Origin of the sequence: Microcoleus sp. D2_18a_B4 (assembly GCF_036702475.1) — a bacterium.
GTDB lineage: Bacteria > Cyanobacteriota > Cyanobacteriia > Cyanobacteriales > Microcoleaceae > Microcoleus.
The window spans coordinates 49,078-73,198 of the sequence record NZ_JAUBTL010000038.1 but is presented as its reverse complement, the minus strand read 5'-3'; the positions used below and the strand labels follow the sequence as shown (position 1 = coordinate 73,198).

Here is a 24,121-nt window from a genome sequence, read left to right as displayed (position 1 = left end):
AGCCGTGTGCGGTGAAAGTCGCAAGCACGGTTTTGTAGGAGAGATGGTGGGGGACACTCTACCATCGACTCTCTAACCGAGCAACCGCGATTTTTGTAGGGGCCCGTGAGCCAACAATACCTGTTAATAATTGACCATCTCAAAAACCCGCCCCGACCGGGATATTATGGTTGATCGATCGGACATGAGATAATTTCTGGTTGTGATATCATCAAATAGTACATTTATTAAAATTATTTTCTATGATTAGCTTTGGATTCTGGAATGTAATAATTATAATTACAGTGGCTGGGTTTCTCAAATTTAATTGGCGATTAGATAGCGAAAAAACAGCATGGCAAGATTCTTTGTTTTTAAAACATCCTTCGATCCAAAGGTTGACTCAGTTTTTTCGTCAACCTATTGTTAACTTTATTTTGCAAGCAGTTATTGTATTAGTTCTCACCCGATTTCTCTGTTATACCGGTTGGTTGGTTTACAATCTGACTAATCGGCCCGATCCGCCTTACTGGGATTTTAAGTGGTTTTATGTAGCGAGTAGATTAGCCCATCAGCATTTGAGTCCCTTTAATGTGGAGGTGTTTAACATAGGTTTCTGTAGCATCACAAAAGTGTGTGGGTTTATTCCATCTTTTGTTTATCCACCTAATATCATTCCTCCGCTGTGGTTTTTGGGCTATTTCCCGATGAAGACTGCATTCACAATCTGGACTTGGCTGCATCTTATTGCCACAGGTTTTGTTTTATGGGGAGCGAATATCTTGTTGGTGTCGCACTCACGAGCTTTTAGGACTATTTGTAGTATATCAGTTGCATTCCTCTACGGTTTTGTCTTCGATCTTCAAGTTGGCAATGTGGCAACTTTTATTGCGGTTCTGCTGTTATGGATGTTTATTTATGCTAGAAAAAATCAGGATGTAATTGCAGGAGTTTTTTTAGGAATTGCCCTTTTTAAACCAACTTTAGTTATATTGTTTATTCCTTATTTTTTAATTAAAAGACGGTTTCAGCTAGTTTTTATATCAATACTCACGGTAACTTTTTTGGCATTTATAGGTCTAGCTGTAACGCGCAATTCCTTAACAGGATTTATACAGGATGCGACTCGTGGATTTCCACTCTGGCTCAACGATCCATCTAATAATGCTTATATTTCTATGAGTCGCCTTGATTTAAGGGTGATGGGGCCGAGATTTTTCCCCGATAGTCCCTTCGTGGCGAAGCTATTTTCTGACTTGATTATTTTGGTGCTAGTGGGTTTAGTGAGTTGGTATTTTTACAAAAAACAATCTCGCAATGCTTGGTCAAAAAAGGTTGATTTATCTGAAATGGTGCTAATTTCTACTTTGAGTATTGCTATCAACTATTCTCAGCCCACCAGTTCTGTGATGTTAGCACCGGCGGTGGTTTTTTTGCTGAATGATTTATGCTTTCAGATTAAAAATTGTGCCTTCTCTAGGCAAAGAATGTCGGTTTGGTTATTGGGGGTTGGCTGTGTCATGGTGCAAACCGCTGTGATTCATGGCGGGGTGTTGGTGTTTCTAGGAAAGCGGTGGAACTGGAAGGGGGGGGAATTGCCTTATTTGTTTAAAGTAACTATTTTTTCACTACCGAGTTATGCGATTTTAGGCCTTACGTTAAGTGTTTTAGTCTTAGCAATTACCTCTCTTGGTCAAAAACAGGTTGCTGAATTTGACCAACCGAGCTGAAGCAGGAAGTAGACATTTCTCTCTTCTCTTCCTCTGTGCTCTCTGCGTCCTCTGCGGTTAAATCATCCAGAAACAACCTTAAATGATATTACTCGTCGCTGTCGATTTTCTGTTGCTGCGATCGATCGTCGCTTTGAATTCTCCCCTCAGATTTAGCCTCATCTACTGCTTCTTGAATTAATGTCAACACCATATTCGAGACCGGCCGATAATGCGATTTGGCTAACCGCTCTAGGTCTGCTTTAAGTTCTTCTGGAAGATATACAACTATTCTGGGGAGTTTTGCTGGCAAGGCTGTTATTTGTGCTTTTACTGCCGTATTGTACCTTACTGCGTCACTGTCCAAAACAAAGTCACGGCAGGACACGCAGGCAGTTGAGAGCGATCGCCCGCAGTGGTAGTTGGTAGTTTAATCGTCTTTGGATTCATTAAACTTGCCTTCCTTCTGCGCTCTTTCGAGTCCTTCTTCCACCAAAAGTAATGCCATTTGGGAAATCGAACGACGCTCAATACTCGCCAGTTTTTCTAACTTCTCCTTAATTTCGGGTGGCGGGTAAAAGGCAACTCTAGGAGATTTTGCAGGACTCACATTGTTTGGGGGTAGCGTGTTCACCATGTCATTTTAGCTGACTGCAAATTTTTTAGAAAAATTTTAAGCCAAGGTAGCACACCACAATCTAGTTTATGCTATAGTAATCTAAACACCCAAAAACCAAACCCCACTCCAACACAAAATCAACGGCCCGACAGGTTGGCAGTTGAGAATGACTCATCAGCGTAGACATCAAAGGTTAATTGCTGCTGGGTTCATCTTCTGTAGTCTTTTTAGCCAAATAAGCATCTACAGCTTCAGAGACAATCCGACTTACGAGATTGCTGACTGTCCGGTCTTCTTGCTTGGCCCAATCTTCCAAGACGTTGTAGGCGTTTGGAGGTACGTAGCTGGTTACTCGTTTTAGGTTTTTTGCTGGCAAGTTAGGCAACTGGGAATTTACTTCATACATCGATCGTACTTTCTTTGTACGCCTCTTTGGTGTCGTCCCTTCAGGTGTTTGACTCATCCCGTTTCGCCTGGGCTTGCTCTTGCTCTTGACACCAGTTTTCTATTAGTTGACCTCCGACGCTGCTCATATCCCTTTCCGCACGAACGCACAAGGCTTTGAACCTGATCTTCAATGCCTTGGGAATTACAAGTTTGATGGTGTCTTTTTCATTTGCCATAACTTTATTTTCACACGTAAACGTGTGAAAAGTTTAAAATTCCCTTAGTTACCTATTCCCATATTCCCATAGCTGTGCTAGACTGAGGATGTACAAACGGAAAAGTGATCGCCCCTGGCCTGGAAAACTTGAGGGCGATCGCAATTCCACTATTCGTGTAATTCAAAGTCTATGATATCACAGCCCAAATCAGTTCCCGAACTGCTCCGGGAAGAAATTCCTGATGTACCTCAAGGGAAGCAACCGATTCGTTTGCTGTTGTGTGGCGTTCCCAAAGCGGTAGAAAGTATCGTTAATCTGTTGCACGTTTTAGGTTTTGCAGAAGTTGGGGAATGGAGCCCGCCTCTACCATCGCCGATAGCCGGTGAGGTAATTCGGATTTTAACCCGTTACTGGAAAGAGTAATCTTTGAGGGCGATCGCATGAATTGAAAAAGTGCGATCGGCCTTTCTGTCTCATTTAGGGCTTACCCATAAGTACCAAAGAAACCGGGTTTTTCACGACAGTTAAAGGCCCGGATGGAGTATTTCGGTGAAAAACCCGGTTTCTGACTACCCGCAAACCAAAGAAACCGGGTTTTTGGCCGCTTCTACAAGGTGTAGCGAAGTATTCTCGAAAAAACCCGGTTTCTGACTACCCGCAAACCAAAGTTAGCTAGAATAAATTTAATTAAATTTAACCTCAACATCAAAATGAATCTGCTTTATTTCGTGATATAATGAAAACCTTAAGTAAATACCACAAAAAAAGCAATGTCGGAAATTACTCTAGACGAAACCAAACTTAAAGAATTGCTCAAAGCAGCGATTTGTGAGTTATTAAAAGAACAAAAAGAAGTATTTTCTGAAATTTTAACAGAAGCCCTAGAAGATATAGGGATGGAAAATGCTATCAAAGAAGGCGAAAATACTGAAACAGTCAGCCGCGAGCAAATTTTCAAAATCCTGAAGAGACAACCATGAATGTGGAGTTTAAAAAGAGCTTTGAAAAGGATTTACTCAAGATTCTTGATGCCGACTTGTTCCAAAGAATTCAGGAAGCGATAGAAGAAGTTGAGAACGCCGAAAAATTAAATGAAGTCAGCAATGTTAAAAAACTAAAAGGTGATGCAGACTACTATCGCCTGAGAGTGGGTGATTACCGAATCGGTATTAAAGTTAATGATGCCGTAGTCTATTTCGTCAGGATACTCCACCGCAAAGAGATTTACAGATACTTTCCGTAATCATTTCAGCCTTCAACCCATCCTCACCAACTCAAACTCAAATTAATCTTCATTAATTGTCAGGTCGGAAGCGCAAACAATTGAGCGATCGCACCCTCTGAATAGTTTCAAAATCGCGATCGTTATGAACTAGAATAAGTTGGTGTTCGATCGCCAGTTGGGCAATGCAGCAGTCGATACTACTTCTAACCGTTAACCCCTGTCGTTGCAAATCGTAATAAATCCGAGCAGCCGCTACCCAAGTATTAGGCGTAGACTCGATGTAGTCTTGTTCTTGGAGATAAGTTTCTAATAGTGTCCACTCCCGTTCATCTCGACAACCTTGCAAAAGTTCCATCTGAGTAAATCTGTTCAGAAAAATACTTTCATCATTGATTATTGCTTCCAGGGATTGGCGTACTACACCTGTCCTGTCGCGGAAAACGCTGATCCAGACTGATGTATCAATCAGAAACATTTCGGTTTTCCCGCAAAGCTTTGTAATCGTACTCAGTCGAAAATTGAATTTGTCCGCTTAAATCGAGTAAATTCCGCTTTTTACGGGTGCGAATTAATTCTTGCAAAGCAAAGTCAATCAGTTCTTTTTCTGTCTTGAAATTGGTTAAGCGAAAGGCTTCTTTAACCAATTCTTCGTTAAGTTCAACGGTGGTTGTCATGGTTAATGGTTGATTTCATTCTCTCATTCATTATGGCATAGCCACACCCAACCCTTAACCTAACCCAACTTCCCCAAATCCTGGTTTCCCCAACTCACCGAAACCAACCTCAACCAAACTCTCCAACTCCTCTGCATCAACGATACCAAACTCGAACTACCCAGATTCCCGACTTCTTAAAGAAGTCAGGAATTTACAAATGGTTAAATTGTCAAGGTGTTTTATACAATTATGACTTGGGCGTATAAGTCGATCGCACTTGCAACTCCTTCAACTGCTTCTCATCCACCCCAGCCGGCGCATTCGTCAGCAAACAACCCGCCTGCTGCGTCTTCGGAAACGCAATCACATCGCGAATCGATTCCTCACCAGCCAACAGCATCACCAACCGATCCAAACCGTAAGCAATGCCTCCGTGGGGCGGAGTTCCATACTCAAACGCATCCAACAAAAAGCCGAATTTATTGTAAGCTTCCTCAGTCGATAAGCCGATCGCCTCAAACACCTTTTCCTGAACTTCCCGCTGATAAATCCGCAGAGAACCGCCGCCGATTTCTGTACCGTTTAACACCAAATCGTAAGCTTGAGCTCTCGCAGTTTTCAAATCATTAATATCGTCAGGATGCGGCGCAGTAAACGGGTGATGCAATGCTTCCAAACGCTTCTCGTCAGCGTTCCATTCAAACATCGGGAAATCAGTCACCCACAGCAGATTCATCTTGTCTTTGTCAATCAATCCCAATTCGTTACCGACAAACAAACGCAATCTATCCAAAGTCTTATTGACAGTTATCGCGTCAGCCGCAGCAAATAACAACAAATGACCTGGTTGCGCGCCCGTGCGATCGAGCAATTCCTGTTTTTGTGCTTCCGTCAAATTATCCTTAATTGCGCCGATCGTATCAATTTCGCCGTTATCCCGCACGCGGATGTAAGCCAATCCCTTCGCACCCGCTTCGCTGGCTTCCTTAAACAAATCGCCACCCGGTTTAATCCGCACGTTAGAAATCGCCTCATTCCCGCCCGGAATCGGCAAAACTTTCACAATTCCGCCCGCAGCAACCGCCCCGGAAAATACCTTAAATCCCGAATCTTTCATCAAATCGGAAACATCGACTAATTCCATACCGAAGCGAGTGTCTGGTTTGTCGCTACCATAGCGATCCATTGCTTCAGCGTAAGTCAAGCGCGGAAAAGGACGGGGCAATTCTACGCCTTTGACACTTTGGAAAATCTGGGAGACTAAACCTTCGTTTAATTCGATAACTTCTTCTAAAGACATGAAACTCATTTCCATGTCTAATTGTGTGAATTCCGGCTGTCTGTCGGCGCGCAAATCTTCATCGCGGAAACAGCGGGCAATTTGATAATATCTGTCCAAACCCGAAACCATTAACAATTGTTTGAACAACTGCGGCGACTGCGGCAATGCGTACCATTCGCCCAAATTGACGCGGCTGGGCACTAAATAATCTCTCGCACCTTCAGGAGTCGATCGCGTTAAAATCGGTGTTTCAACTTCAATAAAACCTCCCACATCTTCCAGGTGGCGACGCATAGCTTTGACAACTTGGTGGCGAAGCTGCAAATTGCGACTCATACGATCGCGCCGCAAGTCCAAATAGCGATATTTCAGGCGCAAATCTTCCCGCACGCTTTCATTTTCCGCCGTCGCCACCTGAAACGGTAACTGTTTGCGAACCGCATTCAACAACTCAATTTCGTCAGCGTAAATTTCTACTTCACCCGTAGGCAATTTCGGGTTGAGGGAATCTTCGGGGCGGTTGGTGACTCGCCCAGTAATTTTAACCACGTATTCGCTGCGTAAAGCCTCAGCCCCGTGATAGGAATCGGGGGTGCGTTCAGGATCGCTGACAATTTGCACAATACCCGATCGATCGCGCACATCCAGAAAAATCACCCCGCCATGATCGCGGCGGCGATCCACCCAGCCGTAAAGGGTGACAGTCTCTCCGATGTGTTCGCTTCGCAGTTCGCCGCAGTAGTAACTTCTCATAATTGGGGGTTGTGGACTAAAAATAAAGCTTTTTAATTATGCAGTATGCCTGAAACTTCTGCTGAATGCAAATGCACGGACGATCGGCATTAGCTTTGGAATTAATTCCAAAGCTAACTACCCTAACAACCCGCTGGGAGTTCCCAACCCCCGGCTGGCCCTTCTACGAATCCCCGCGATCGCTGTGAGACTTGTCAAAAAACACCGTCAGCGCGGTCCATGCAGACTTAGCCGCATCCGTCAAGCGAGTGCCGATAGACTCAATTTGCTTCACAATAAGGTGCCAATTCTTTTCAGCTTCCGTGTGAATGTGGTCAACAGCTTGTTCAATGCGATCGCGTTCGATCAATTTATTTTGTTCCACCGCTTCTCGCGCTTGTCGCACTGCTTTCAAATAAGCTTCGCGACTGACTTCGCCGGCATCTTGCACCTGCGCTTGCGCCCGCGTTTTAATCGCATCTACCACCAGCCAATTTTTCTCAGTTTCTTTTTTAATCAGCTTGACTGCTTCTGTGAATCTCTCGTGGGCGAGATCCTTATTTTCTTCGATCGCCCCGGAGGCCTTATTGACAGCTTTTAAATAAGCTTCGCGGGTGAGCTCGCCCGCTGCTTGCACTTCGGCGGTGGCGCGTTTTTTAATTGCTTCAAACAGCGCCGCAGTTTCTGCGATCGCCTCATCAGTCGCGTCGGGCATCTCTTGTTTGACGAGCTCCGTCGTTTCGAGAGTTGCCTCTAAAACTGGTTCCTCGGTTACTTTTGGATCTGTCATATCAATCTTCTCCTGTTGTAGTAAACATTTTCAAAAAATCTCACAGTTTCTGGATGCAGACTTTGTAGGTGTAGCGCCCGAAGGAATTGTGGTCTTTTATACCGACTTTGTAGGTGTAGCGCCAGAAGGAATTCTGGCATTTAATAAGAACTAGGCAATTTTTGTTCCAGCTTTATCAACTTTTGTATCCGCGCTTACCTAGTTGGAATGACCTCAGTTCTATTACATTATATCTACCAAAGTTGCTCTCGTGTGTAGGATACCGCCAAGTTGCAGGTACGGTTTAGCGCACTTTAATTTTTGATAAGTCTCTATACCTAAAAAAACACACACCAATAAACTTGGTTTCTCAACACAATAAAACGGGCAAATTTAAGAGTTTCAATTTTCCAACTGCAAATCTTCGCGCTCGTCGGTATATAACAAGTGGTGACGCCTTTGAGCGTGCAGTAAAGATTGAGGAAATTCGTACTGAGATAAGAGGATATCTTCGAGCGCAACTTTCATTTGATTGGCGCAGATATCTGGCGGCACTTTGCCCATTCCCGTACCCATGCCGGGAATAGCGATAGTTTCAATGATATGTTTGACTGGCGTTCCATCTGGGACTGAGCCAAATTTTACGAGAGTCAAAATAGCGCGGGTTGCTAGATAAACATTTACTGTTTCTCTTAAAACTGTGGGAACGCGCATAATTGGGGCAGCTATTAAATAGGGAATCTCTGCATGATCGGTGTCTACAATTTCTGCCATTCCTACTAAGAGTTCGCCGTGATGTCGAGCCTGAATTAGTTTTTGCAAGCGTTCAAGAACCTGCCCTCCAAAATATTCCGAAATTTCTAACTCTAAGCCGTCGTCCATGAAACCAAAACTATTCCCCGGACTAACAATAGCATCGCATTTCACATCAAATATTGAACCGTGATGTATCTTGACATTTTCCATACTGCCGCAAGTGCTTTCCCAGGCTCTAACTAAACCATCGTCTAAGGTAGCCAGCACAATTTGCATAAATACTCTCTCTTAATTTTAATTGCGAACAGCTAGAGCGATCGCCAATTTAATCCTACAATACTTTACATAAGTGCGCTGAATCTAAAATTCATCTCAATATCAAGTAGCAAATCTTTAATAGCTGTATGCAGCAATACCCCCATCTCCGCCACCCGATCGCCATTAGTTTAGGTGCCGTTGCCGGCGCTTTGAGTCGCTATTATATCACATTGTGGTTTGCCGGCCGTTTTAACACCGCTTTTCCCTACGCAACTTTTTTGATTAACATCACCGGTTGCTTGGGGATGGGATTTTTTATCACCCTAGCATCGGAACGGGTGCTGATTATTCCTCTGGAGGTACGGTTAATGGTAACAACCGGCTTTTTGGGAGCTTATACTACTTTTTCAACTTACGGTTTAGAGACGAATGTCTTGTGGCGCGATCGATCTTACAGCATCGCCGCTTTTTACTGGGCAGGCAGTGCCATACTAGGAGTAATTGCAGTTCAGTTAGGCATCATTTTAGCACGAATTGGCAAATAGATAAAATCGGTTTGTGCAAATAATACCAGTTTAAAAAAATAATGCAACTGTAGGCAAATTATCCACCCATACAGCATCAGTCAGTCGATTTTAGCTCAGGATTGTGGAGAATACCTACGACATTTTTTGATCGCACACACCCTTAACCTAATACAGGCAGAGCTTTTAAGGGGGTTGCTACCCTGTCAGATTTAGGTGTGATGAGCTATACTGCATGGTGTTTTCCGAATGAGGGGCTAAAGTCTTCAAGCTGTTTCCCTATCTTGTTTTCAGTTTACTCTTTCTCGGTTGAAGTCACGTTTAATAAATAATGTTTATGACGCTCCGATATCGGTGTTCTCAAAAGAACGGTTGAGGATTTAAACAGCGTTTGGTGCGTTTATGCTCGTACATGAGTTTGTCAGCCTTTGCCAGCAATTGTTCTAATAAAACTTCATTGTTTACATCCCCAAACTCCACACCAAGACTTATTGATATATAAGCTCGCTCGGACTGTTGATTAAAGCGATCTATATTTTCTTGCAGCCGAGAATGGAAATTAGTAGATGAATCACCCGAAAAGTTAGGAATAAATAAAGCAAATTCATCTCCTCCCAGTCGAGCCACAATATCCGCCTCACGAAAGGTTTGCTTCAATATTTGAGCTGCGTCAACGATTACTCTGTCTCCCATCTCGTGTCCTAAAGTGTCGTTAATCTTTTTCAAACCATCTAAGTCAGCGAACAAAATAAAATAGGATGTTTGCGTGCGTCGAGCAATTTTTAGTTGTTGATCGGCTAGTAAAAAGAAGCCACGTCGGTTATATAATCCAGTTAATTCATCCGTCACGGATAGCTGCCTTACTTCTGCTTCTGCCCTCAGACGTTCTTGGATTTCGTGTTCTAAACGTTGATTTTGTTCGAGCAGTTGTTGGCGTTGCTGTTGGATGAGTAATTGATTTTTTACTCGCATCAGCACTTCCTGCTCTTGAAAGGGTTTGGTAATATAGTCTACACCACCCAGTTCAAAGGCTTGTACCTTGTTTTCTACTCTTTCGAGCGCACTGATAAAAATAACCGGGATCTGAGCACTCGTTTCCGATGCTTTTAACTTTTGGCAGACTTCGTACCCATTCATCTCCGGCATATTGATGTCAAGTAAAATCAGACTCGGTGGATCGCGATGAACACCTTGGAGTGCCATTCTGCCGTTGAGCGCTTTACGCACAATATAGCCCTGTGACTCTAGAATTTTGGCTAACAAGCGCAGATTGTCTGGGGTATCATCCACGATGAGAATATTCGTTTGGGCCGGAAGTTTGAATATAGCTGTCATGGTCTTCTTCCTAAATCTGGGTGAGAGTTGCGATCGCTTCAAGCTGAAAGTTATCGACCAGAGATGTCATCGCCGCGATGAAATCTTGTTTCTCCTTGGGAATTTGAGCGATAAGTTGATAAAGCTTATTATCACTAAGATCGAGTGCTGCTTCATGAACTTCTGCAATCCACTTGGTTGGCATGGTTTTCAAGTCGGGAGTAAATATCTTTGGTGGCGAAGCTGATAAGTCTGGCCGAAATTTTTCGGCGTAGCAGTAGCGCACACCCAAGTGATGAGCTATTTTGTCGAAAAGTGTGTCTTCAGTAAACGGCTTGGCAATGTAGTCATCGCAACCGACTTGCAGGCTGGCGATACGATCGTCTTCAAAAGCATAGGCAGTGAGGGCAATGATGCGTGTAATTTGTCTTTTGTCCTGTGACATTTGCCCTCTCGTGTCTGGTGATGACCCATGACTAATGACTAATGACTGTTGTGCTCGAATCTGTCTGGTGGCTTCATAACCATCCATGACAGGCATTTGAATGTCCATCAAAATCAGGTCAGGATGCCATGTTAGCCAACGATCGATCGCCTCTGCCCCATTTTCCACCGCACACACCTCAAACCCAACTGACTCCAGCAGCGTCACCAGCAGTTGCCGATTTTCTAGAACGTCTTCTGCTACTAGAATTCGGTAGATAGGTTGCCCAGGTGCGATCCCGATAATCCGATCGCTCGTTTCAGGTTCCTCTAAATCAAGGGACTCTGGTAGTTCCAAAACGACTTTGCAGGTAAAAGTCGAGCCTCGATCCAGGGTGCTTCGCACGGTGATATCGCCTCCCATCAGACGCGCAAACTCACGACTGATAGACAGTCCTAAACCTGTTCCTCGATCGTGACGACCGCGATTGGTTTGGATGAATGCGTCAAAAATCGATTCTAAATCTGAGGGGGAAATGCCAGATCCGGTATCCTCAACTTCGACACACAGGGTAATAGTTGGTTTAACGTCGGGTGGATTAGTGGCGCGATCGCAATTTGTACCGGATGGCCTATCATCTGATGAAAAAGCTCGTCCGCGCAGGGCTATGCTTCCTGTTGTTGTAAATTTGAGCGCGTTCCCAAGCAGATTAATCAAGATTTGGCGAAGTTTTGCTTGATCGCCACACACATAACGGGGGACAGTAGCATCCCACTCGCTACTGAGATGTAACCCTTTCTCACCTGCTTTGAGGGAGAACATCTCGTTAATAGAACCCAGCAGTCGAGGCAGATTAAAACAGCTTGTACTCAGTACCAATTGCCCTGCTTCAATCCTAGACATTTGCAAAACATCGTCGATCAATGTCAGCAGATGTTCTCCACTACGGGTAATGATCCCTAAATGCTCTTGAAATTCTTCTGGGATATAGGGGCTGCGGTTCATAAGCTGGGTAAATCCCAGAATGGCGTTGAGTGGCGTTCTGAGCTCGTGGCTCATGTTGGCAAGGAACTGGCTTTTGGCACGGTTGGCTATTGTTGCCCTTTCTGCAGCGTGTTCTAGGGCAGCTTGCGAAAATTCTAACACCGCCAGCATGAGGATATGTCTCATCTCGGCTGCAGCTTCTAACTCTGCAATCTGCCACGGATAAGACATCTCCCGCACTGTCTCTTGCCACCGTTCAAAGGATTGGCGGGGACACAGGTGCATTTTTCCAAATTCGTCGATCGACACAGCATCCTGTGGATTACCTGCCCAGTTTATGGTTTGAATTTGTTCGGGTCGGAACCAAAGGATGTGGTATGACTTTTGTGTGGCATAGCATAGCAAGATTGAGATTGCTAAAACACCGCTAGCTCGATCTTTGAATTGCTTCGCTTGGGGATAAAACTGAGACAAAGAAGCTGTTGCAAACACTCGTTCTTTGTTGTCTTTCAGCAACCACTGCACGAGTTCGCCAACCTCAGCTTCAGATGGTGTTTGACCCACCAATGTCAGACGACCATCGAGCAGAATTGCAGCTCCGTGAGCATGAACTAAATCTAGCAATTGAGAAGCATTTTCCGTCAATACCTGTTCGATAAAATTAGACTCTCGCCGGAATGCCTGCTGAAGTTTATCCTGAATAGTTTTCGCCTGCGATCGGTAAACGTTCAATTCTCGCTCTTGCTGATGCACCAGTTCGATCGAGGCAAATTGTCCTAAAAATTCACAGGTTTTGCGAGTTTCGTAATCTACCAATCGCGGGCTGTAATGGTGACAGGCAATTAATCCCCACAGGCGCCGATCGTCAATTAAGGAAATTGTCAGTGTCCCAGCAACTCCCATATTCTGCAAATATTCAATGTGGTAGGGAGATACTCCCCTTAACACACAAGCACTTAGATCCTGGGGTGTATCGGTTAGGGGATGGTTGGTGGGAATTAGGCGGGCCGGGGTGTAATTGATATTGGGAATTTGGCGCACCCAGTTGCGGTAAAACAATTTGCGGGCGGGTACGGGAATATCGATCGCCGGGTAATGCAATCCCAGGTAGCTTTCTAGATAGCTTTCTTTCTCTTCGGCAATCACTACCCCATGCTCATCGGCTTCAAAGCGATACACCATCACGCGATCGAACCCGGTAATGGCTTTTACTTCTCTAGCAATGGTTTTAGCTAAATCAGAAAGACCGATCGCAGTGCGAAAGTTGAGAATAACTGTTTGCAGGCGATGATAGAAATCGATTGAATGATTCTTTTCAATAGACCCTTGGGCTTCTAGCTCCAGAATCAACTCATCTGGTAGCTGATGCAGTGTGCTTCTAAATGTTTGAATTTGGCCGTTTTTGAGAGGTATTTTTAGATCGAAGCTATTATGAATGTTTAGTTGTTGTTGAGCTGCTAGATACCTAACAATTTCTTGTACTTGATCGTGACCAAATAACCCTGGCAATGGCTGACCTAGCAATTCTGCGGCCGAAATGCCAAAAAACTGTTCGACATTTTCGCTAGCTTGTAAAATCTTGAGGCTTTTTTCTTGCAGCAATAAAACGATTCCGTGGGGCTGAATATGACCGGGAGCATACACTGATTCTTCACTGCATTCCTCTAAACTTTTTAAATTTAAAGGAGTAATTGGGGAAATGTTGGGTGTGTTATGAGGCATTTTAGAGCAACAATTATCAATAAAAATTAACGAGATTTTTTTCAAAAGTTACCAAGAATACACTTGAATTCTTGTTGGCTGTTCCTAATTCCCTAGTCCTAATCAAACGTTGAACTGCACAACAGCTTATAAATCCACTGGAGGAATTCCACTTGGGAAATTACCTTGAATTAGATTAAGGATTTTCTCAAATTGATACTGGTGGGCGAGTTCCGTCAGATAAATACCCAATTGAGCGAGGTCTGAGGAAAGTTGAGCTACCAGTTCCACGATCGCAACATCATCCCCACATAAAGCAGCATCTTCCAACTCAACCACCCATTCTTTTGGTAATGTCGCCAGAAGCGTTGGATCGAGGGAATCTGGAACCCCAGGGGCAACAGAACACAGGTAAGAAGGAAAACAATCTGTTCCCCCTTCCCCCATTTCTGTTTCCTCTTCCTCATATACATACTCTAAACCTAGGTATTCCGCCATCTTAAGAAATAGGGTCTGTTCCCGGAAGGGCTTGCTGATGTAGTCGTTGCAGCCAGCAGCTAAGGCGAGGGCGCGATCGCTCTGGGAAGCCTGGGCCGTAAGTGCAATAATGATACTGTTCTGTCCGTCTTCCATTGCCCGAATTTGCTTGGTAGCTTCGTATCCATCTAACACGGGCATCCGAATGTCCATCCAGGTTAGGTCGGGTTGCCATTCTTGCCAAATCTGCACCGCTTCCTGTCCGTTGGTAGCTTCTTTTACCTCTAATCCTAATTGTGTCAGTAATCTGACTATTAGCAAGCGATTTTCTGTTTGATCGTCAACCACCAAAATGCGACGATCGGGTTGACCGGGAGCCAGCCCAATCACGAGGCGATTATTCTCTTCGGGTGTAACATTTACTCCACTGATGGGGCTGACGGGAAGGGTAAAGGTGAAGGTACTCCCCTGTCCCAGAGTGCTGCTGACAGAAATTTTTCCGCCCATGAGTTCCAACAATTTGCGGCTAATGGTGAGACCTAGCCCAGTACCGCCGCTCGAGCGCTTCCCAGCTTGGGCTTGCACAAACGCATCGAAGATGGTATCGAGTTCGACCGATGCCATCCCTACACCTGTGTCAGCGACTACAAACTGGAGAATCGGCCGAGTTGTGGTTAATGCCCCTGTACCGTTCGCCTCAATGCTGACTTGCAAAGTAATTCTTCCCCGATCGGTAAATTTGATAGCATTACTCAGCAGATTGAGCAAAACCTGACGCAGTTTTTGAGCATCGACAAGCATAAATTGGGGAACTTCTGGCGCAATCTCGAAACAAAGGTCAAGTCCTTTAGAACTTGCTCGTTGCGCCAACATATTTCGGAGGGAATGCAGCAGCGCAATTAAGTCTAATCCGCTGTGTTCAACTGTGCAGTGTCCCGATTCAATTTTCGAGAGATCCAGCACATCGTTAATCAAACTCAAGAGGTGATCGCCACTGCGACGAATTGTTTGCAGGTCTTCTTTTTGGTTGGGAGTTAGGCAGGAGTCATGGGTCATCACTTGGGCAAATCCTAGAATCACGTTGAGGGGAGTGCGTAATTCGTGGCTCATATTGGCTAGGAAGGTACTTTTTGCCAAGTTCGCTTCTTCTGCGACTTCCATTGCGTGCTGCAGTGCCAGTTCTTTTTGTTTGCGATCGCTGATGTCTTTGTGCGTTCCAATCATCCGTAAAGGCTTACCATGTGCATCGTAGGCAACGACTTTCCCGTAGTTAGCGATCCACTTCCACTCACCTGACTTGCAACGCACACGATAGTCAAAGGCATACTTAACTGAGCTATCTTGCAAGTGACTATTCAGAGACTCAAAAACCCAGAATTTATCATCAGGGTGAATCATCTGCTCCCAGAGGTTCACATCCATCACCAACTCACCGGGCTGGTAGCCCAGCATCTCCTGGTAATAGGAATTAATGTAAATTTTTCCAGTTTCAATTTTCCAATCCCATAGTCCATCTCCAGAAGCTTCTAGTGCCAGCATTAAGCGTTCCTCACTCAGTTGTAAAGCGGTTTCCGCTTGATGTTGTCGCGTCACATCGATCGCCACACCACCTACTAGCATTTGCCCAGGTAAGTCGGGGATGAGAAATTTGTAAACCAGAAACTCACCCAGGGTTCCATCTCGACGGGACGCAATCTCAATCGTTTCAATTAGCTCGTTGGTTTGAACAACCGTTTGGATATTGTCTATATATTGTTGGGCGAAGGCGGCGGGGTAAAGTTCAAAAAGGGATTTTCCAATCACATCGTCAGTGGGTAACTCCAAGGTATTGAGATAAGTCTGGCTGGCATAGAGCATTACACCATTTTCATCGGTAATCCAGGCAGGGGCAGGGCTGTGATTCATGAAGGCTTGGAAGCGAGTTTCACTCTCTCGGAGTGCCTGTTCTGCTTGTTGGCGTTCCGCTTCGTTGCGTTTGCGATCGCTAATATCCCGGCAGATACAGAAGTTCATCATCTCATCTTCTAATTTCACCCGGTTCCAGCTAATTTCCACGTCATATACAGAACCATCCTTGCGGCGATGTCGCGTTTCAAACAGCGGAATAACCTCCTCTCTCTGGAGCATAAGTTGTAGTTCTTCCCTCGTCCATTCAGCATCCCAATCAAACAGACTCAGATTCAGGGTTTCTTCTAGGGTGTAGCCCAGCATTTGAGCAAAACTGGGACTAGCTTCGACAACTTTTCCGACGGAATCCATGACAACAACACCGTCCAGGGAAGTGTTGAAGAAGGTTTTACTCCGCAAGAGTTCCTGTTCTAGTGCAAGTTCGGCTTTTTTGCGATCGCTAATATCTTTCATGAAGCAGTAATGCCCCAAAAATTGATGCTGTTCGTCGTAAGTTGAAATCATCACCAATTGTTTATAAAAAACCGAACCGTCTTTACGAACCCCTCTGGTTTCAACTTCAACTCGGCCATCTTGCACCATCAGCCAATAGGCTGGCACCACTTTTTCCAACTCATCGGGATCTACGGTTTTTTCCCAGGACATCCCGATCATTTCTTCTGGCTGATAGCCTGTCACGTCAGAATATGCTTTATTGACATAGAGGTAACGTCCTTGAGTGTCTATTTTGGAAATGCCGGACAGCGCATTTTTCATCACTTCGCTCATTTCTCTAAGCTCTGCTTCTGCTTGTTTTCGATCTGTGATATCTTGTGAAAAACCCAGTAGGTACTGGGGCTGATGCTGTTCGTCGTAAAGGGGAATCTTCATTGTCTGCAGCCAACGTTTTCCCAGACTATGACTGTCAATGACTTCTTCGAGAATATTCTCAGTCTTACCTTTTTCAAAAATTTCTCTATCCTTTTGGTCAAAAAAGATAGCGGGTTCTGTTGGGAACAAATCATAGCCACTTTTGCCGATCGCTTGTTCGGCTGAAATGCCAAATAACCGTTCGCTGGTTTTATTCCAAAACTGAAATACGCCACATTGTTTAGGCTGTGCGTCCTTAACAAAAACCGCCACCGGTAAATTATCCAGCAGTGCTTGTAAGAAATTGCGAGTGTTTTGGATGTCCTGCTCTATTTTTTTTCGCGGGCTAATATCAATAAACGTAACTATAACTTGTTTAATTTGACCTTTTTGGTCTAACTCCGGGTAGGCATTAACTAATACCCAAACACAACTATCAATTTCTTGTTTAATTCCTAAAACCTGATTCTTGATGGAACTTCCAGTAGATAAAACCTGATTCACGGGATATTCCTCTAGGGGCATCTCGCTGCCATCTTCCCGCACCAAATGCAATGCCGGATCGCTCACGGGTTTTCCCAGCATTTGCTCCATTGAAAACCCTAGTAATTCAGCGGCCGTTTCATTACAGAATTGGAGGCTGGTATCTGTCGCATGAATCACAAAACCCGCATTTAAGTTATCGATCAATTGCCGATATCTGGCTTCGCTGACCTGTAAAGCAACTTCAGCTTGCTTGCGCTCCGTAATGTCGGTGTGAGAGCCAGTCATCCGAATTACGTTACCTGCATCATCCCAAAGCGCCTGACCCCGATCCAAAATCCATTTGTAGGAACCATCTTTGCAGCGAATGCGATGTTCTGTGATATAAAAAGGAGTTTTCTTGGCAAAATGATCTTGAATGACTTGCATCACCCATCCCAAATCATCGGGATGTACCAGATTAGCCCATTCGTCTAGAATGTTTTGGATTTCATGGTCTTCATAGCCCAGCATTTTCTTCCAACGACTAGAAAAGAAGACCTCATTGGTTTGAACATTCCAATCCCAAATGCCGTCATTATTCCCGCGTACAGAAAGTTCCCAGCGTTCTTCACTTTCACGTAGTGCTGCTTCTGCTTGTTTGCGGTCAGCAATATTCCTGCCAATCTTTGAGGCTCCAATTATATTCCCTGCTTGGTCTTTAATGGGGGAGACACTCATCGAGACATCGATTAATGTTCCATCTTTCCTCAGCCTCTTTGTATCGTAGTGTTTGATGCGTTCTCCTCGCTGGATTTTGGTGATAATTTCGTTTTCCTCATCTCGATAGTCTGCGGGAATCAGTTTTATCCCTGATTGCCCTACTATTTCGGCCGCTGTATAGCCAAAAATTGTTTCGGCTCCTACATTCCAACTTGTAACTACACCCTCTAAATCTTTGCTGATAATGGCATCTTCCGAAGATTCAACGATCGCAGCTAGTCGGGCGATCGCAATTTCTGCCTGTTGTCGCTGGTGAATTTCCCATTGCAACTGGCGATTGGCTTTTTTGAATTTATCGACTTTGCAATAACTAACTTGTGCGAGATACACGACCAACATCAGCAGCCAAACTAAAAGTAAGCCACCAATTAACACAACTTTTGGTAAATAAAAATTCTCCCTTTCTACTAAATCCAAAGTGGGAGAAACCTCTATTCGCCACTCGGCACTATAGGCTCTTATTACAACTGTTTTATGCTGTGAATATTGAGATAGCCGCTCTTGGCCGTAAATCAAATTCGGACCATCATATATAGCCACATTGTAGCCCGGTGGCACTTTTAAAATACTGTCAAATAGAGTTTTAAAATGAAAAACTCCGACAATAAACCCATCAAACCGCTCCCCTACAAATAAAGGACAACTTGCTAGAAATCCTTGATCTCCTTTAACGAGTGAAATATTGCGAGTTAACATAGGTTGACGCAAATCACGCGCCACTTGCAAAGTGATTTGGCGACGCCGTTCCCGATTAATATCTAGGTTTTGCGCTGCCTCATTCCCCCCCTGTGGCACAACCCATCGCACTTTAAATGATGGATCGACTAATTCGATCGCCTGATAACCGTAGAAATCCTTTACATAAGCCTCTGCATCGGCTTCCCAAAGAGCCTTTGGTGTACCGCCATTGGCTTGCCAGCGATTCGCCATTTGCCGAAGTGTCAGCATCCGAGTTGATAATTCCTCGCTCAGTTGTAACTGAATCGCATGGGCTTCCTGCTGAATTAACTGCTCAATGTGAATTTGTCCGTTGAGGGTTAGCTGTTGCCACGTAAATAAAACAGCAAGAGAGGCCACCACACCAAGCAGAAGAGGTAGCAATCTTTTAAGCGGTCTTTGGCATAAGGTTATCATCAGGTTGAGTCGAGTAATAGCCATAAATTAAGCGCTCTCTGAATAGAGCTGCCTTCAATTTTGTGGGCGATAATTTCAATTTAATTATACAACACAGCAAAGTTTTGAGCGTGAAAACCCGTTAACGCTAGGACAATCTCTAAACTTGATCAGCCCTCAATAAAACTGTTAAATTCTACCGATAAAGAATCTTTTTCCTTAACCCCTAGATGTCTAACTAAATTTATAGAGGGCGATCAGCTAGAGCTGTTCAGATTGTAAATAGGTATTGTTTGCCAACAGTGGCGGCAAAACCAGTAGATTTGATGCTCGCGAACGTGACGGAGCATTTGACTCGAGCAGCAGGGGCAGTGCGTCATAAAGACCTCTTTTTTAACTAAAGAGTATTTCACTCTTGTGGCAAAGTGCTGTAAGCTCGCTTGAATCTGCAACAACAAGACCCTAGAGAACAAAAATAAAGATTTGGTAAAGAATACAAAATGGTTAAGGAAAAGATACAACTTTAAACATTCCGTAATAAAATCAAGAGCGCAGAGAATTTTGATCCCACAATACGCACCTTCTAATGTCCCATCTGGTTTGTTATAATTCTATACTATTCAGATGCAGCTTTTGATCCCCATTCCTACATAAAAGGGTTTTCCTGTTCCCTGTTCCCTGTTCCTTGATGTGATATGAGAGTCTAAATTCCAGCCCTACACATTGGCAGTTTGAACAGGAACCATAGCTGGAGCGAGGGGATTCACTATCACTGCTGGGAGGTGATATTGACAGTTTTAATTAATTGTTGACTATAGCAAGGTAATAAGTTGTCAAACCAATTGTTGCCCAAAACTTCTTTGTGTGTATAACCCGTGACGCGGCCGAAAAAAGGATTTACGTAGCCCCCGAAACTTAATTTTAGAGGGTGCTGGTTGAAGTTAGCCGATCGCACTACCCAAAACACCCCAATAGCCCAAAATACAAACACCCAAATATATTGACAATATGGTGGTTTTGCGTATTATATTAAAAACCAGTAAAATATCTATTCGGATGCCGAACGAATGGGGAGCATCTCATATTTGTAAAAATACTTCTTCTGGCTCCTTCCTTCTGACTCTTTCCTTCTGCCTCCTGCCTCCTGCCTCCTGCCTCCTGCCTCCTGCCTCAAAACTCCAAATTCTAGCAGGGCTGCTTTCATTGAGATGCTCCCGCACGAATGAACTCAACGCTAACCAATAAAACCCTCAAAGTCGCAGCATTTACAGCCATATTTTCGATATTATTTTCCGCCGCTTTACCTACAGTTGCCTCAGCCCAGACAGCACTGGAAGAAATTGGGCAAACCGGCCTTCTAAAAGTTGGCATCAGAAAAGATGCCCCTCCCTTCGGCTACTTGGAAGGTGAAAAATGGCAAGGAGTTTGCATGGAAGGCTTAGAACTTTTCCGAGCTGACTTATAAAAAAAATTAAATCGCTCCATCCGCTTAGAAAAACTAGAAACAAATCTCAACGAATCAGCCGAAAAAGGGCGCTTCCGCAGCGTAACCAGCAAGCGCGCTCACCTAGAATGCGGGCCTAATACAATCCTAAAAAATCCCCCCAGCGGGATTGCATATTCACTGCCTTTTTTATACAGCGGGACTTATCTGTTAGTCAAGCCAGAAAACAGACTGAGAGTCAACCCTTCGGGATTCCTGCAAGACGTGACCATTGGCGTGCTAAGCGGTTCTGTTACCCAACAATTCATTGCAGGCCGATATCAACTAGCTAACCAGCGAATTTATGAAGGTATCACGGGCAGAGAGTCGGGTGTAAAAGATGCGGCATCCGGCACAATCGATGCCTTCGCTAGCGACGGAATGCTGTTAGTAGGAGAGGCGCTGAGACAGGGTTTAACTCAAAGCCAATATTCTGTTATACCGGAGCAGCCTTTAACCTGCATTTCTTACGGCATGATACTGCCAGCAAGCGACACTGAATGGAAAGAAACAGTCAATAATTTTATTCGCAATCAAAGTTCGACGAATTTGTTGGAAAAAGTGCTGGGGCGCAATTCTCCTTTCCTACCGATGAGTGTCGCCGATCGAGATAAATGTATTTGAAGCCAAATCGGGCAAGGTGCTCGGCGCGCACCAGAAGAATAGGGGTCAATCGATTTTAGATTTTAGATTTTAGATTAAAGAATTGACCCCACGGATAAATGCGGGGGCAATAAGTGATTTTCGATTTTAGATTTTGGATTGATTCCACGGATAAATCACGTGGCGGGTACCACCTTTGAAATTCGTGGTCAGGTGCGGATATTGTCAGGGCAAGTCCGATCGCTGCAACCAGTGGCGTCAATAGGCTCTAAACTGGATTCAGGAAGGCGCGCAGCACAGGTTTAGGAGGGTCATCAGTGACAGAAAAAAGTTATCAATCGTCTTCTCTACCCACCTACGCGCGGAAAGAACTGCGGGAATTAGTTCGCTCGCAGTTAAGGGCCCTGTTGGAAGAAGGAGACTTTAAAGGAGCAAAAGCGATTTTGCACCCGGTGCAGGAAGCAGACATAGCTGAAGCTATCGAAGGCCTGCCAGAAACCATGCAAGTAATAGCTTTCCGCTTGCTTTCCAAAGACGAAGCAATCGCAGTCTACGAATATCTCGACTCCAGCGTTCAGCAGTCCCTCTGCGAAAAATTCAAACGCCAAGAAGTCATTGACATTGTAGACAAAATGTCCCCGGACGATCGAGCTAAACTATTTGACGAACTGCCGGCAATATTAGTCCGTCGTCTGTTGGGTGAATTGAGCCCGACGGAACGGGAAGCTACGGCTCAACTTTTGGGTTACGAAGCCAGTACCGCCGGTCGGATCATGACCCCGGAATATATTTCTCTCAAAGAAAGCTTTACCGTCGCCCAAGCTTTAGACCGAATTCGCTCTTTGGCTAAAACTACCGAAACAATTTATTCTCTTTACGTCACCGACGCCGGACGCAGCTTGACAGGTATTTTATCCCTGCGGGATTTAGTCACTTCCCCCCTCGACAAAACTGTCGGCGAAATTATGACCCGCGAGGTAGTTTCTGTTCAAACAGGAACGGATCAAGAAGAAGTAGCTAGGCTGATCCAGCGTTACGATTTTTTAGCTGTGCCCGTTGTAGACCGCGAACAGCGTCTGGTCGGCATCATTACAGTTGACGACGCGATCGACATTTTAGAACAAGAAGCAGCCAAAGATATTTATACCTTGGGCGGCGTCCAGTCCGGCGGCGACAATTATTTTCAGACCGATTTAATCACTGTTGCCCGGAAAAGGGTCGTGTGGTTGTTTGTTCTGCTTTTAACTAATACTGTCACCGGCGCAATTATTCGAGCTCAAGAAGATATTTTGAACCAAGTAGTTGCCCTAGCAGCCTTTATTCCGCTGCTGACTGGCACTGGAGGCAATGTCGGAGCTCAGTCCTCAACTGTTGTAATTCGCGGTTTGAACACTGACGAAATTACAGCAATGGGCCCGTTTCAAGTAATTGTTCGCGAGGGGATGGCGGGAGCGCTGCTAGGAGCTATATTGGGGACTGTAGCGACGGGCTGGGCTTATACTCTGCAAGGGAGTTTAGAAGTGGCACTCGCGGTGGGAGTGAGTTTGTTTGCGATCGCAATTTTAGCTTCTCTTGCCGGTTCAGCTCTGCCGTTTCTATTTCGTTCTTTGGGTTTAGACCCCGCTTTAATGTCTGCTCCCTTTATTACCACCGCAGTTGATGTCCTCGGGGTGTTGATTTATTTCACTTTAGCTCGACAAATTTTGCAGCTTTAATATATTTAATTACATGGCTGTGAATAAAAAACTTAATGTGTTTTTCACCACTGCTAAATTCGGGGTCAATGTGCGATTCCCTACCGGATATCTGCACTCGCGCGTACTTTATTTTTATCCGCATACTTGCACCAGTTGAAAAAAAGAATGCAACTATAGGCCCGTGCTCCAAACTCCGAGCTTCCTCAGTCATTCCAAATCTAAAATCTAAAATCTAAAATCTAAAATGGTATTAGCCTATGTCATCATCCAATTCACCAACGAAAATCCAAAATCCCACGTCCAGCAATTTGTTAGAAACTGCTGAATTGGTTTTTCTTGCTGCCTCTGCTGTGGGATTGGCTGCTAGTTTGGTTTGGGGGCAGAGCGTTTATGCTCAAGTGCCTGTAGTGATTGCGTTGGTGTTGAATTTTGTGAACCGGCAGAAGCTGCACAAGCAAGTTAAAGCAAGTACGGCGGCTACGTTCGATCGCGTAAATCAACAAGCGGCTACTACCGATCGCGCGATCGAGGAATTGCAAATTGCTGTAAAGGCTTTAGACGAAGCTCTTGCTCAAACATCTCGCGAAAATCTCAATGTTGCGCCTGGAGAAAACGTACACTCTCTAATTTCAGCCATTGAGAACCTGCGCCAGCGACTAATAATTTTAGAAAAAACTATTAAAATGATTCAAAGCGAGATCGAACTCACCAGTCGCCAATTCAAACAGCGACCGGAGTTGCAACAAGTCGAAACTTTGACAACAATAATTCTGGACTTGCAGCAGTTTATCAACGAACTGCCACAGTGGGGGAATTTGCAGCAGCGGCAGCTAACAGAACTTCAGCAAAAAGTAGACAATGCTTTGGCTGATCTCTCAGAAGAAATTGCTGTGATTCCCAACCGCGTGCAAGAGGCGCTAGCTAGTCGCGGTGGGGAAATTAACCCACAGTTGGGTTCTGGTTTGAATGGCGAGCAAAAGAATGGTTATCGACCTAAAACCCAGAATGAGAAAATTCGCCAAAAATATCCCAGAGCTTATGTCAAGTGGAGTCAGGATGAAGACGAAAATTTGAAGAAAGAATATGCGAGCGGTCAACAAATTGACGAATTAGCTCAGAGATTTCAGCGACAGCCTAGTGCCATTCGTTCGCGCTTACAAAAATTAGGATTAATCGAATAATGGTAATATCATTTCCGGTTACACTCAT

General features: G+C 44.6%; 23 protein-coding genes. 9 read left to right on the top strand and 14 right to left on the bottom strand.

All coding sequences use genetic code 11. The annotated features are described in order from the left end of the window. Positions 1 to 242 precede the first annotated feature (242 nt). Positions 243 to 1,709: a glycosyltransferase family 87 protein gene (locus QUB04_RS20850; protein ID WP_333287238.1), complete on the top strand. Its 1,467-nt coding sequence runs from the start codon at positions 243 to 245 to the stop codon at positions 1,707 to 1,709. Between the two features lie 88 nt (positions 1,710 to 1,797). Here QUB04_RS20850 and QUB04_RS20845 read toward each other — a convergent pair whose 3' ends face one another. The 4 genes from QUB04_RS20845 to QUB04_RS20830 form a co-directional block, all read right to left on the bottom strand. Next, the gene (locus QUB04_RS20845) at positions 1,798 to 2,001 is read right to left on the bottom strand and encodes a ribbon-helix-helix domain-containing protein (protein ID WP_333287236.1); all 204 of its coding nucleotides are present in this window, start codon (positions 1,999 to 2,001) and stop codon (positions 1,798 to 1,800) included. Positions 2,002 to 2,118: 117 nt separating this feature from the next. Continuing rightward, positions 2,119 to 2,325: a ribbon-helix-helix domain-containing protein gene (locus QUB04_RS20840; protein ID WP_083888202.1), complete on the bottom strand. Its 207-nt coding sequence runs from the start codon at positions 2,323 to 2,325 to the stop codon at positions 2,119 to 2,121. A gap of 175 nt (positions 2,326 to 2,500) precedes the next feature. Then, positions 2,501 to 2,770 (bottom strand): ribbon-helix-helix domain-containing protein, encoded by a 270-nt coding sequence (locus QUB04_RS20835; protein ID WP_333287234.1) that lies wholly within the window; start codon positions 2,768 to 2,770, stop codon positions 2,501 to 2,503. Further along, complete coding sequence (locus QUB04_RS20830; RefSeq protein WP_332983430.1) at positions 2,754 to 2,930, bottom strand: plasmid partition protein ParG; 177 nt, start codon at positions 2,928 to 2,930, stop codon at positions 2,754 to 2,756. Before QUB04_RS20830 ends, QUB04_RS20835 begins: the two co-directional genes overlap by 17 nt. A gap of 171 nt (positions 2,931 to 3,101) precedes the next feature. On the opposite strand from QUB04_RS20830, the gene QUB04_RS20825 reads away from it, so the two are divergent. The 3 genes from QUB04_RS20825 (at position 3,102) to QUB04_RS20815 (ending at position 4,155) form a co-directional block, all read left to right on the top strand. Continuing rightward, a complete protein-coding gene (locus tag QUB04_RS20825; RefSeq protein WP_006633397.1) occupies positions 3,102 to 3,335 on the top strand; it encodes a hypothetical protein in 234 nt (77 codons plus the stop codon). A gap of 347 nt (positions 3,336 to 3,682) precedes the next feature. After that, complete coding sequence (locus QUB04_RS20820; RefSeq protein WP_333287231.1) at positions 3,683 to 3,892, top strand: hypothetical protein; 210 nt, start codon at positions 3,683 to 3,685, stop codon at positions 3,890 to 3,892. Further along, a complete protein-coding gene (locus QUB04_RS20815) occupies positions 3,889 to 4,155 on the top strand; it encodes a type II toxin-antitoxin system RelE/ParE family toxin (protein WP_333149835.1) in 267 nt (88 codons plus the stop codon). The genes QUB04_RS20820 and QUB04_RS20815 overlap by 4 nt, the downstream gene beginning before the upstream one ends. Positions 4,156 to 4,207: 52 nt before the next feature. On the opposite strand, the gene vapC is transcribed toward QUB04_RS20815, so the two are convergent. From vapC to QUB04_RS20790, 5 genes are all read right to left on the bottom strand, one after another. Then, positions 4,208 to 4,612: a type II toxin-antitoxin system VapC family toxin gene (gene vapC, locus QUB04_RS20810; protein ID WP_190741503.1), complete on the bottom strand. Its 405-nt coding sequence runs from the start codon at positions 4,610 to 4,612 to the stop codon at positions 4,208 to 4,210. Further along, on the bottom strand, positions 4,599 to 4,811 hold the full coding sequence (locus tag QUB04_RS20805) for a type II toxin-antitoxin system VapB family antitoxin (protein WP_333287229.1): 213 nt from the start codon (positions 4,809 to 4,811) through the stop codon (positions 4,599 to 4,601). The genes vapC and QUB04_RS20805 overlap by 14 nt, the downstream gene beginning before the upstream one ends. 229 nt (positions 4,812 to 5,040) lie before the next feature. Next, positions 5,041 to 6,828, bottom strand: coding sequence for an aspartate--tRNA ligase (gene aspS, locus QUB04_RS20800; RefSeq protein ID WP_333287228.1), 1,788 nt, complete (start codon positions 6,826 to 6,828; stop codon positions 5,041 to 5,043). Between the two features lie 163 nt (positions 6,829 to 6,991). Further along, on the bottom strand, positions 6,992 to 7,597 hold the full coding sequence (locus tag QUB04_RS20795; protein WP_333287226.1) for a hypothetical protein: 606 nt from the start codon (positions 7,595 to 7,597) through the stop codon (positions 6,992 to 6,994). A gap of 381 nt (positions 7,598 to 7,978) precedes the next feature. Continuing rightward, a complete protein-coding gene (locus QUB04_RS20790; protein WP_333287224.1) occupies positions 7,979 to 8,608 on the bottom strand; it encodes a macro domain-containing protein in 630 nt (209 codons plus the stop codon). A gap of 128 nt (positions 8,609 to 8,736) precedes the next feature. On the opposite strand from QUB04_RS20790, the gene crcB reads away from it, so the two are divergent. Further along, positions 8,737 to 9,135 carry a fluoride efflux transporter CrcB gene (gene crcB / locus QUB04_RS20785; protein WP_333287222.1) on the top strand — a complete coding sequence of 133 codons (399 nt, stop codon included), beginning with the start codon at positions 8,737 to 8,739 and terminating at the stop codon, positions 9,133 to 9,135. Between the two features lie 339 nt (positions 9,136 to 9,474). On the opposite strand, the gene QUB04_RS20780 is transcribed toward crcB, so the two are convergent. From QUB04_RS20780 to QUB04_RS20760, 5 genes are all read right to left on the bottom strand, one after another. Continuing rightward, positions 9,475 to 10,449 (bottom strand): diguanylate cyclase, encoded by a 975-nt coding sequence (locus QUB04_RS20780; RefSeq protein ID WP_333287219.1) that lies wholly within the window; start codon positions 10,447 to 10,449, stop codon positions 9,475 to 9,477. Positions 10,450 to 10,459: 10 nt separating this feature from the next. Continuing rightward, positions 10,460 to 13,558, bottom strand: coding sequence for a response regulator (locus QUB04_RS20775; RefSeq protein WP_333287217.1), 3,099 nt, complete (start codon positions 13,556 to 13,558; stop codon positions 10,460 to 10,462). A 126-nt stretch (positions 13,559 to 13,684) separates the two neighbouring features. After that, on the bottom strand, positions 13,685 to 19,174 hold the full coding sequence (locus QUB04_RS20770) for a PAS domain S-box protein (RefSeq protein ID WP_333287215.1): 5,490 nt from the start codon (positions 19,172 to 19,174) through the stop codon (positions 13,685 to 13,687). 724 nt (positions 19,175 to 19,898) lie between these two features. Next, positions 19,899 to 20,120: a PAS domain-containing protein gene (locus QUB04_RS20765; RefSeq protein ID WP_333287213.1), complete on the bottom strand. Its 222-nt coding sequence runs from the start codon at positions 20,118 to 20,120 to the stop codon at positions 19,899 to 19,901. A gap of 57 nt (positions 20,121 to 20,177) precedes the next feature. Further along, a complete protein-coding gene (locus QUB04_RS20760) occupies positions 20,178 to 20,333 on the bottom strand; it encodes a hypothetical protein (RefSeq protein ID WP_333287211.1) in 156 nt (51 codons plus the stop codon). Positions 20,334 to 20,351: 18 nt separating this feature from the next. On the opposite strand from QUB04_RS20760, the gene QUB04_RS20755 reads away from it, so the two are divergent. The 4 genes from QUB04_RS20755 to QUB04_RS20740 all read left to right on the top strand — a co-directional run bounded on the left by QUB04_RS20755 (position 20,352) and on the right by QUB04_RS20740 (position 24,093). Then, complete coding sequence (locus QUB04_RS20755) at positions 20,352 to 20,594, top strand: hypothetical protein (RefSeq protein WP_333287209.1); 243 nt, start codon at positions 20,352 to 20,354, stop codon at positions 20,592 to 20,594. Between the two features lie 243 nt (positions 20,595 to 20,837). Beyond that, on the top strand, positions 20,838 to 21,236 hold the full coding sequence (locus tag QUB04_RS32580) for a hypothetical protein (RefSeq protein WP_445301079.1): 399 nt from the start codon (positions 20,838 to 20,840) through the stop codon (positions 21,234 to 21,236). Positions 21,237 to 21,532: 296 nt separating this feature from the next. Next, positions 21,533 to 22,930: a magnesium transporter gene (gene mgtE / locus QUB04_RS20745; RefSeq protein ID WP_333287207.1), complete on the top strand. Its 1,398-nt coding sequence runs from the start codon at positions 21,533 to 21,535 to the stop codon at positions 22,928 to 22,930. Positions 22,931 to 23,169: 239 nt separating this feature from the next. After that, positions 23,170 to 24,093 (top strand): hypothetical protein, encoded by a 924-nt coding sequence (locus QUB04_RS20740; protein ID WP_333287205.1) that lies wholly within the window; start codon positions 23,170 to 23,172, stop codon positions 24,091 to 24,093. Positions 24,094 to 24,121: the final 28 nt, after the last annotated feature.

Bases quoted from the DNA above. Each gene is read 5' to 3' on its own strand.
- QUB04_RS20850 (WP_333287238.1), top strand. From the start codon at position 243: ATGATTAGCTTTGGATTCTGGAATGTAATAATTATAATTACAGTGGCT.
- QUB04_RS20840 (WP_083888202.1), bottom strand. From the start codon at position 2,325: ATGGTGAACACGCTACCCCCAAACAATGTGAGTCCTGCAAAATCTCCT.
- QUB04_RS20835 (WP_333287234.1), bottom strand. From the start codon at position 2,770: ATGAGTCAAACACCTGAAGGGACGACACCAAAGAGGCGTACAAAGAAA.
- QUB04_RS20830 (WP_332983430.1), bottom strand. From the start codon at position 2,930: ATGGCAAATGAAAAAGACACCATCAAACTTGTAATTCCCAAGGCATTG.
- QUB04_RS20825 (WP_006633397.1), top strand. From the start codon at position 3,102: ATGATATCACAGCCCAAATCAGTTCCCGAACTGCTCCGGGAAGAAATT.
- QUB04_RS20820 (WP_333287231.1), top strand. From the start codon at position 3,683: ATGTCGGAAATTACTCTAGACGAAACCAAACTTAAAGAATTGCTCAAA.
- QUB04_RS20815 (WP_333149835.1), top strand. From the start codon at position 3,889: ATGAATGTGGAGTTTAAAAAGAGCTTTGAAAAGGATTTACTCAAGATT.
- vapC (WP_190741503.1), bottom strand. From the start codon at position 4,612: ATGTTTCTGATTGATACATCAGTCTGGATCAGCGTTTTCCGCGACAGG.
- QUB04_RS20805 (WP_333287229.1), bottom strand. From the start codon at position 4,811: ATGACAACCACCGTTGAACTTAACGAAGAATTGGTTAAAGAAGCCTTT.
- aspS (WP_333287228.1), bottom strand. From the start codon at position 6,828: ATGAGAAGTTACTACTGCGGCGAACTGCGAAGCGAACACATCGGAGAG.
- QUB04_RS20795 (WP_333287226.1), bottom strand. From the start codon at position 7,597: ATGACAGATCCAAAAGTAACCGAGGAACCAGTTTTAGAGGCAACTCTC.
- QUB04_RS20790 (WP_333287224.1), bottom strand. From the start codon at position 8,608: ATGCAAATTGTGCTGGCTACCTTAGACGATGGTTTAGTTAGAGCCTGG.
- crcB (WP_333287222.1), top strand. From the start codon at position 8,737: ATGCAGCAATACCCCCATCTCCGCCACCCGATCGCCATTAGTTTAGGT.
- QUB04_RS20780 (WP_333287219.1), bottom strand. From the start codon at position 10,449: ATGACAGCTATATTCAAACTTCCGGCCCAAACGAATATTCTCATCGTG.
- QUB04_RS20775 (WP_333287217.1), bottom strand. From the start codon at position 13,558: ATGCCTCATAACACACCCAACATTTCCCCAATTACTCCTTTAAATTTA.
- QUB04_RS20770 (WP_333287215.1), bottom strand. From the start codon at position 19,174: ATGGCTATTACTCGACTCAACCTGATGATAACCTTATGCCAAAGACCG.
- QUB04_RS20760 (WP_333287211.1), bottom strand. From the start codon at position 20,333: ATGAAAGCAGCCCTGCTAGAATTTGGAGTTTTGAGGCAGGAGGCAGGA.
- QUB04_RS20755 (WP_333287209.1), top strand. From the start codon at position 20,352: ATGAACTCAACGCTAACCAATAAAACCCTCAAAGTCGCAGCATTTACA.
- QUB04_RS20740 (WP_333287205.1), top strand. From the start codon at position 23,170: ATGTCATCATCCAATTCACCAACGAAAATCCAAAATCCCACGTCCAGC.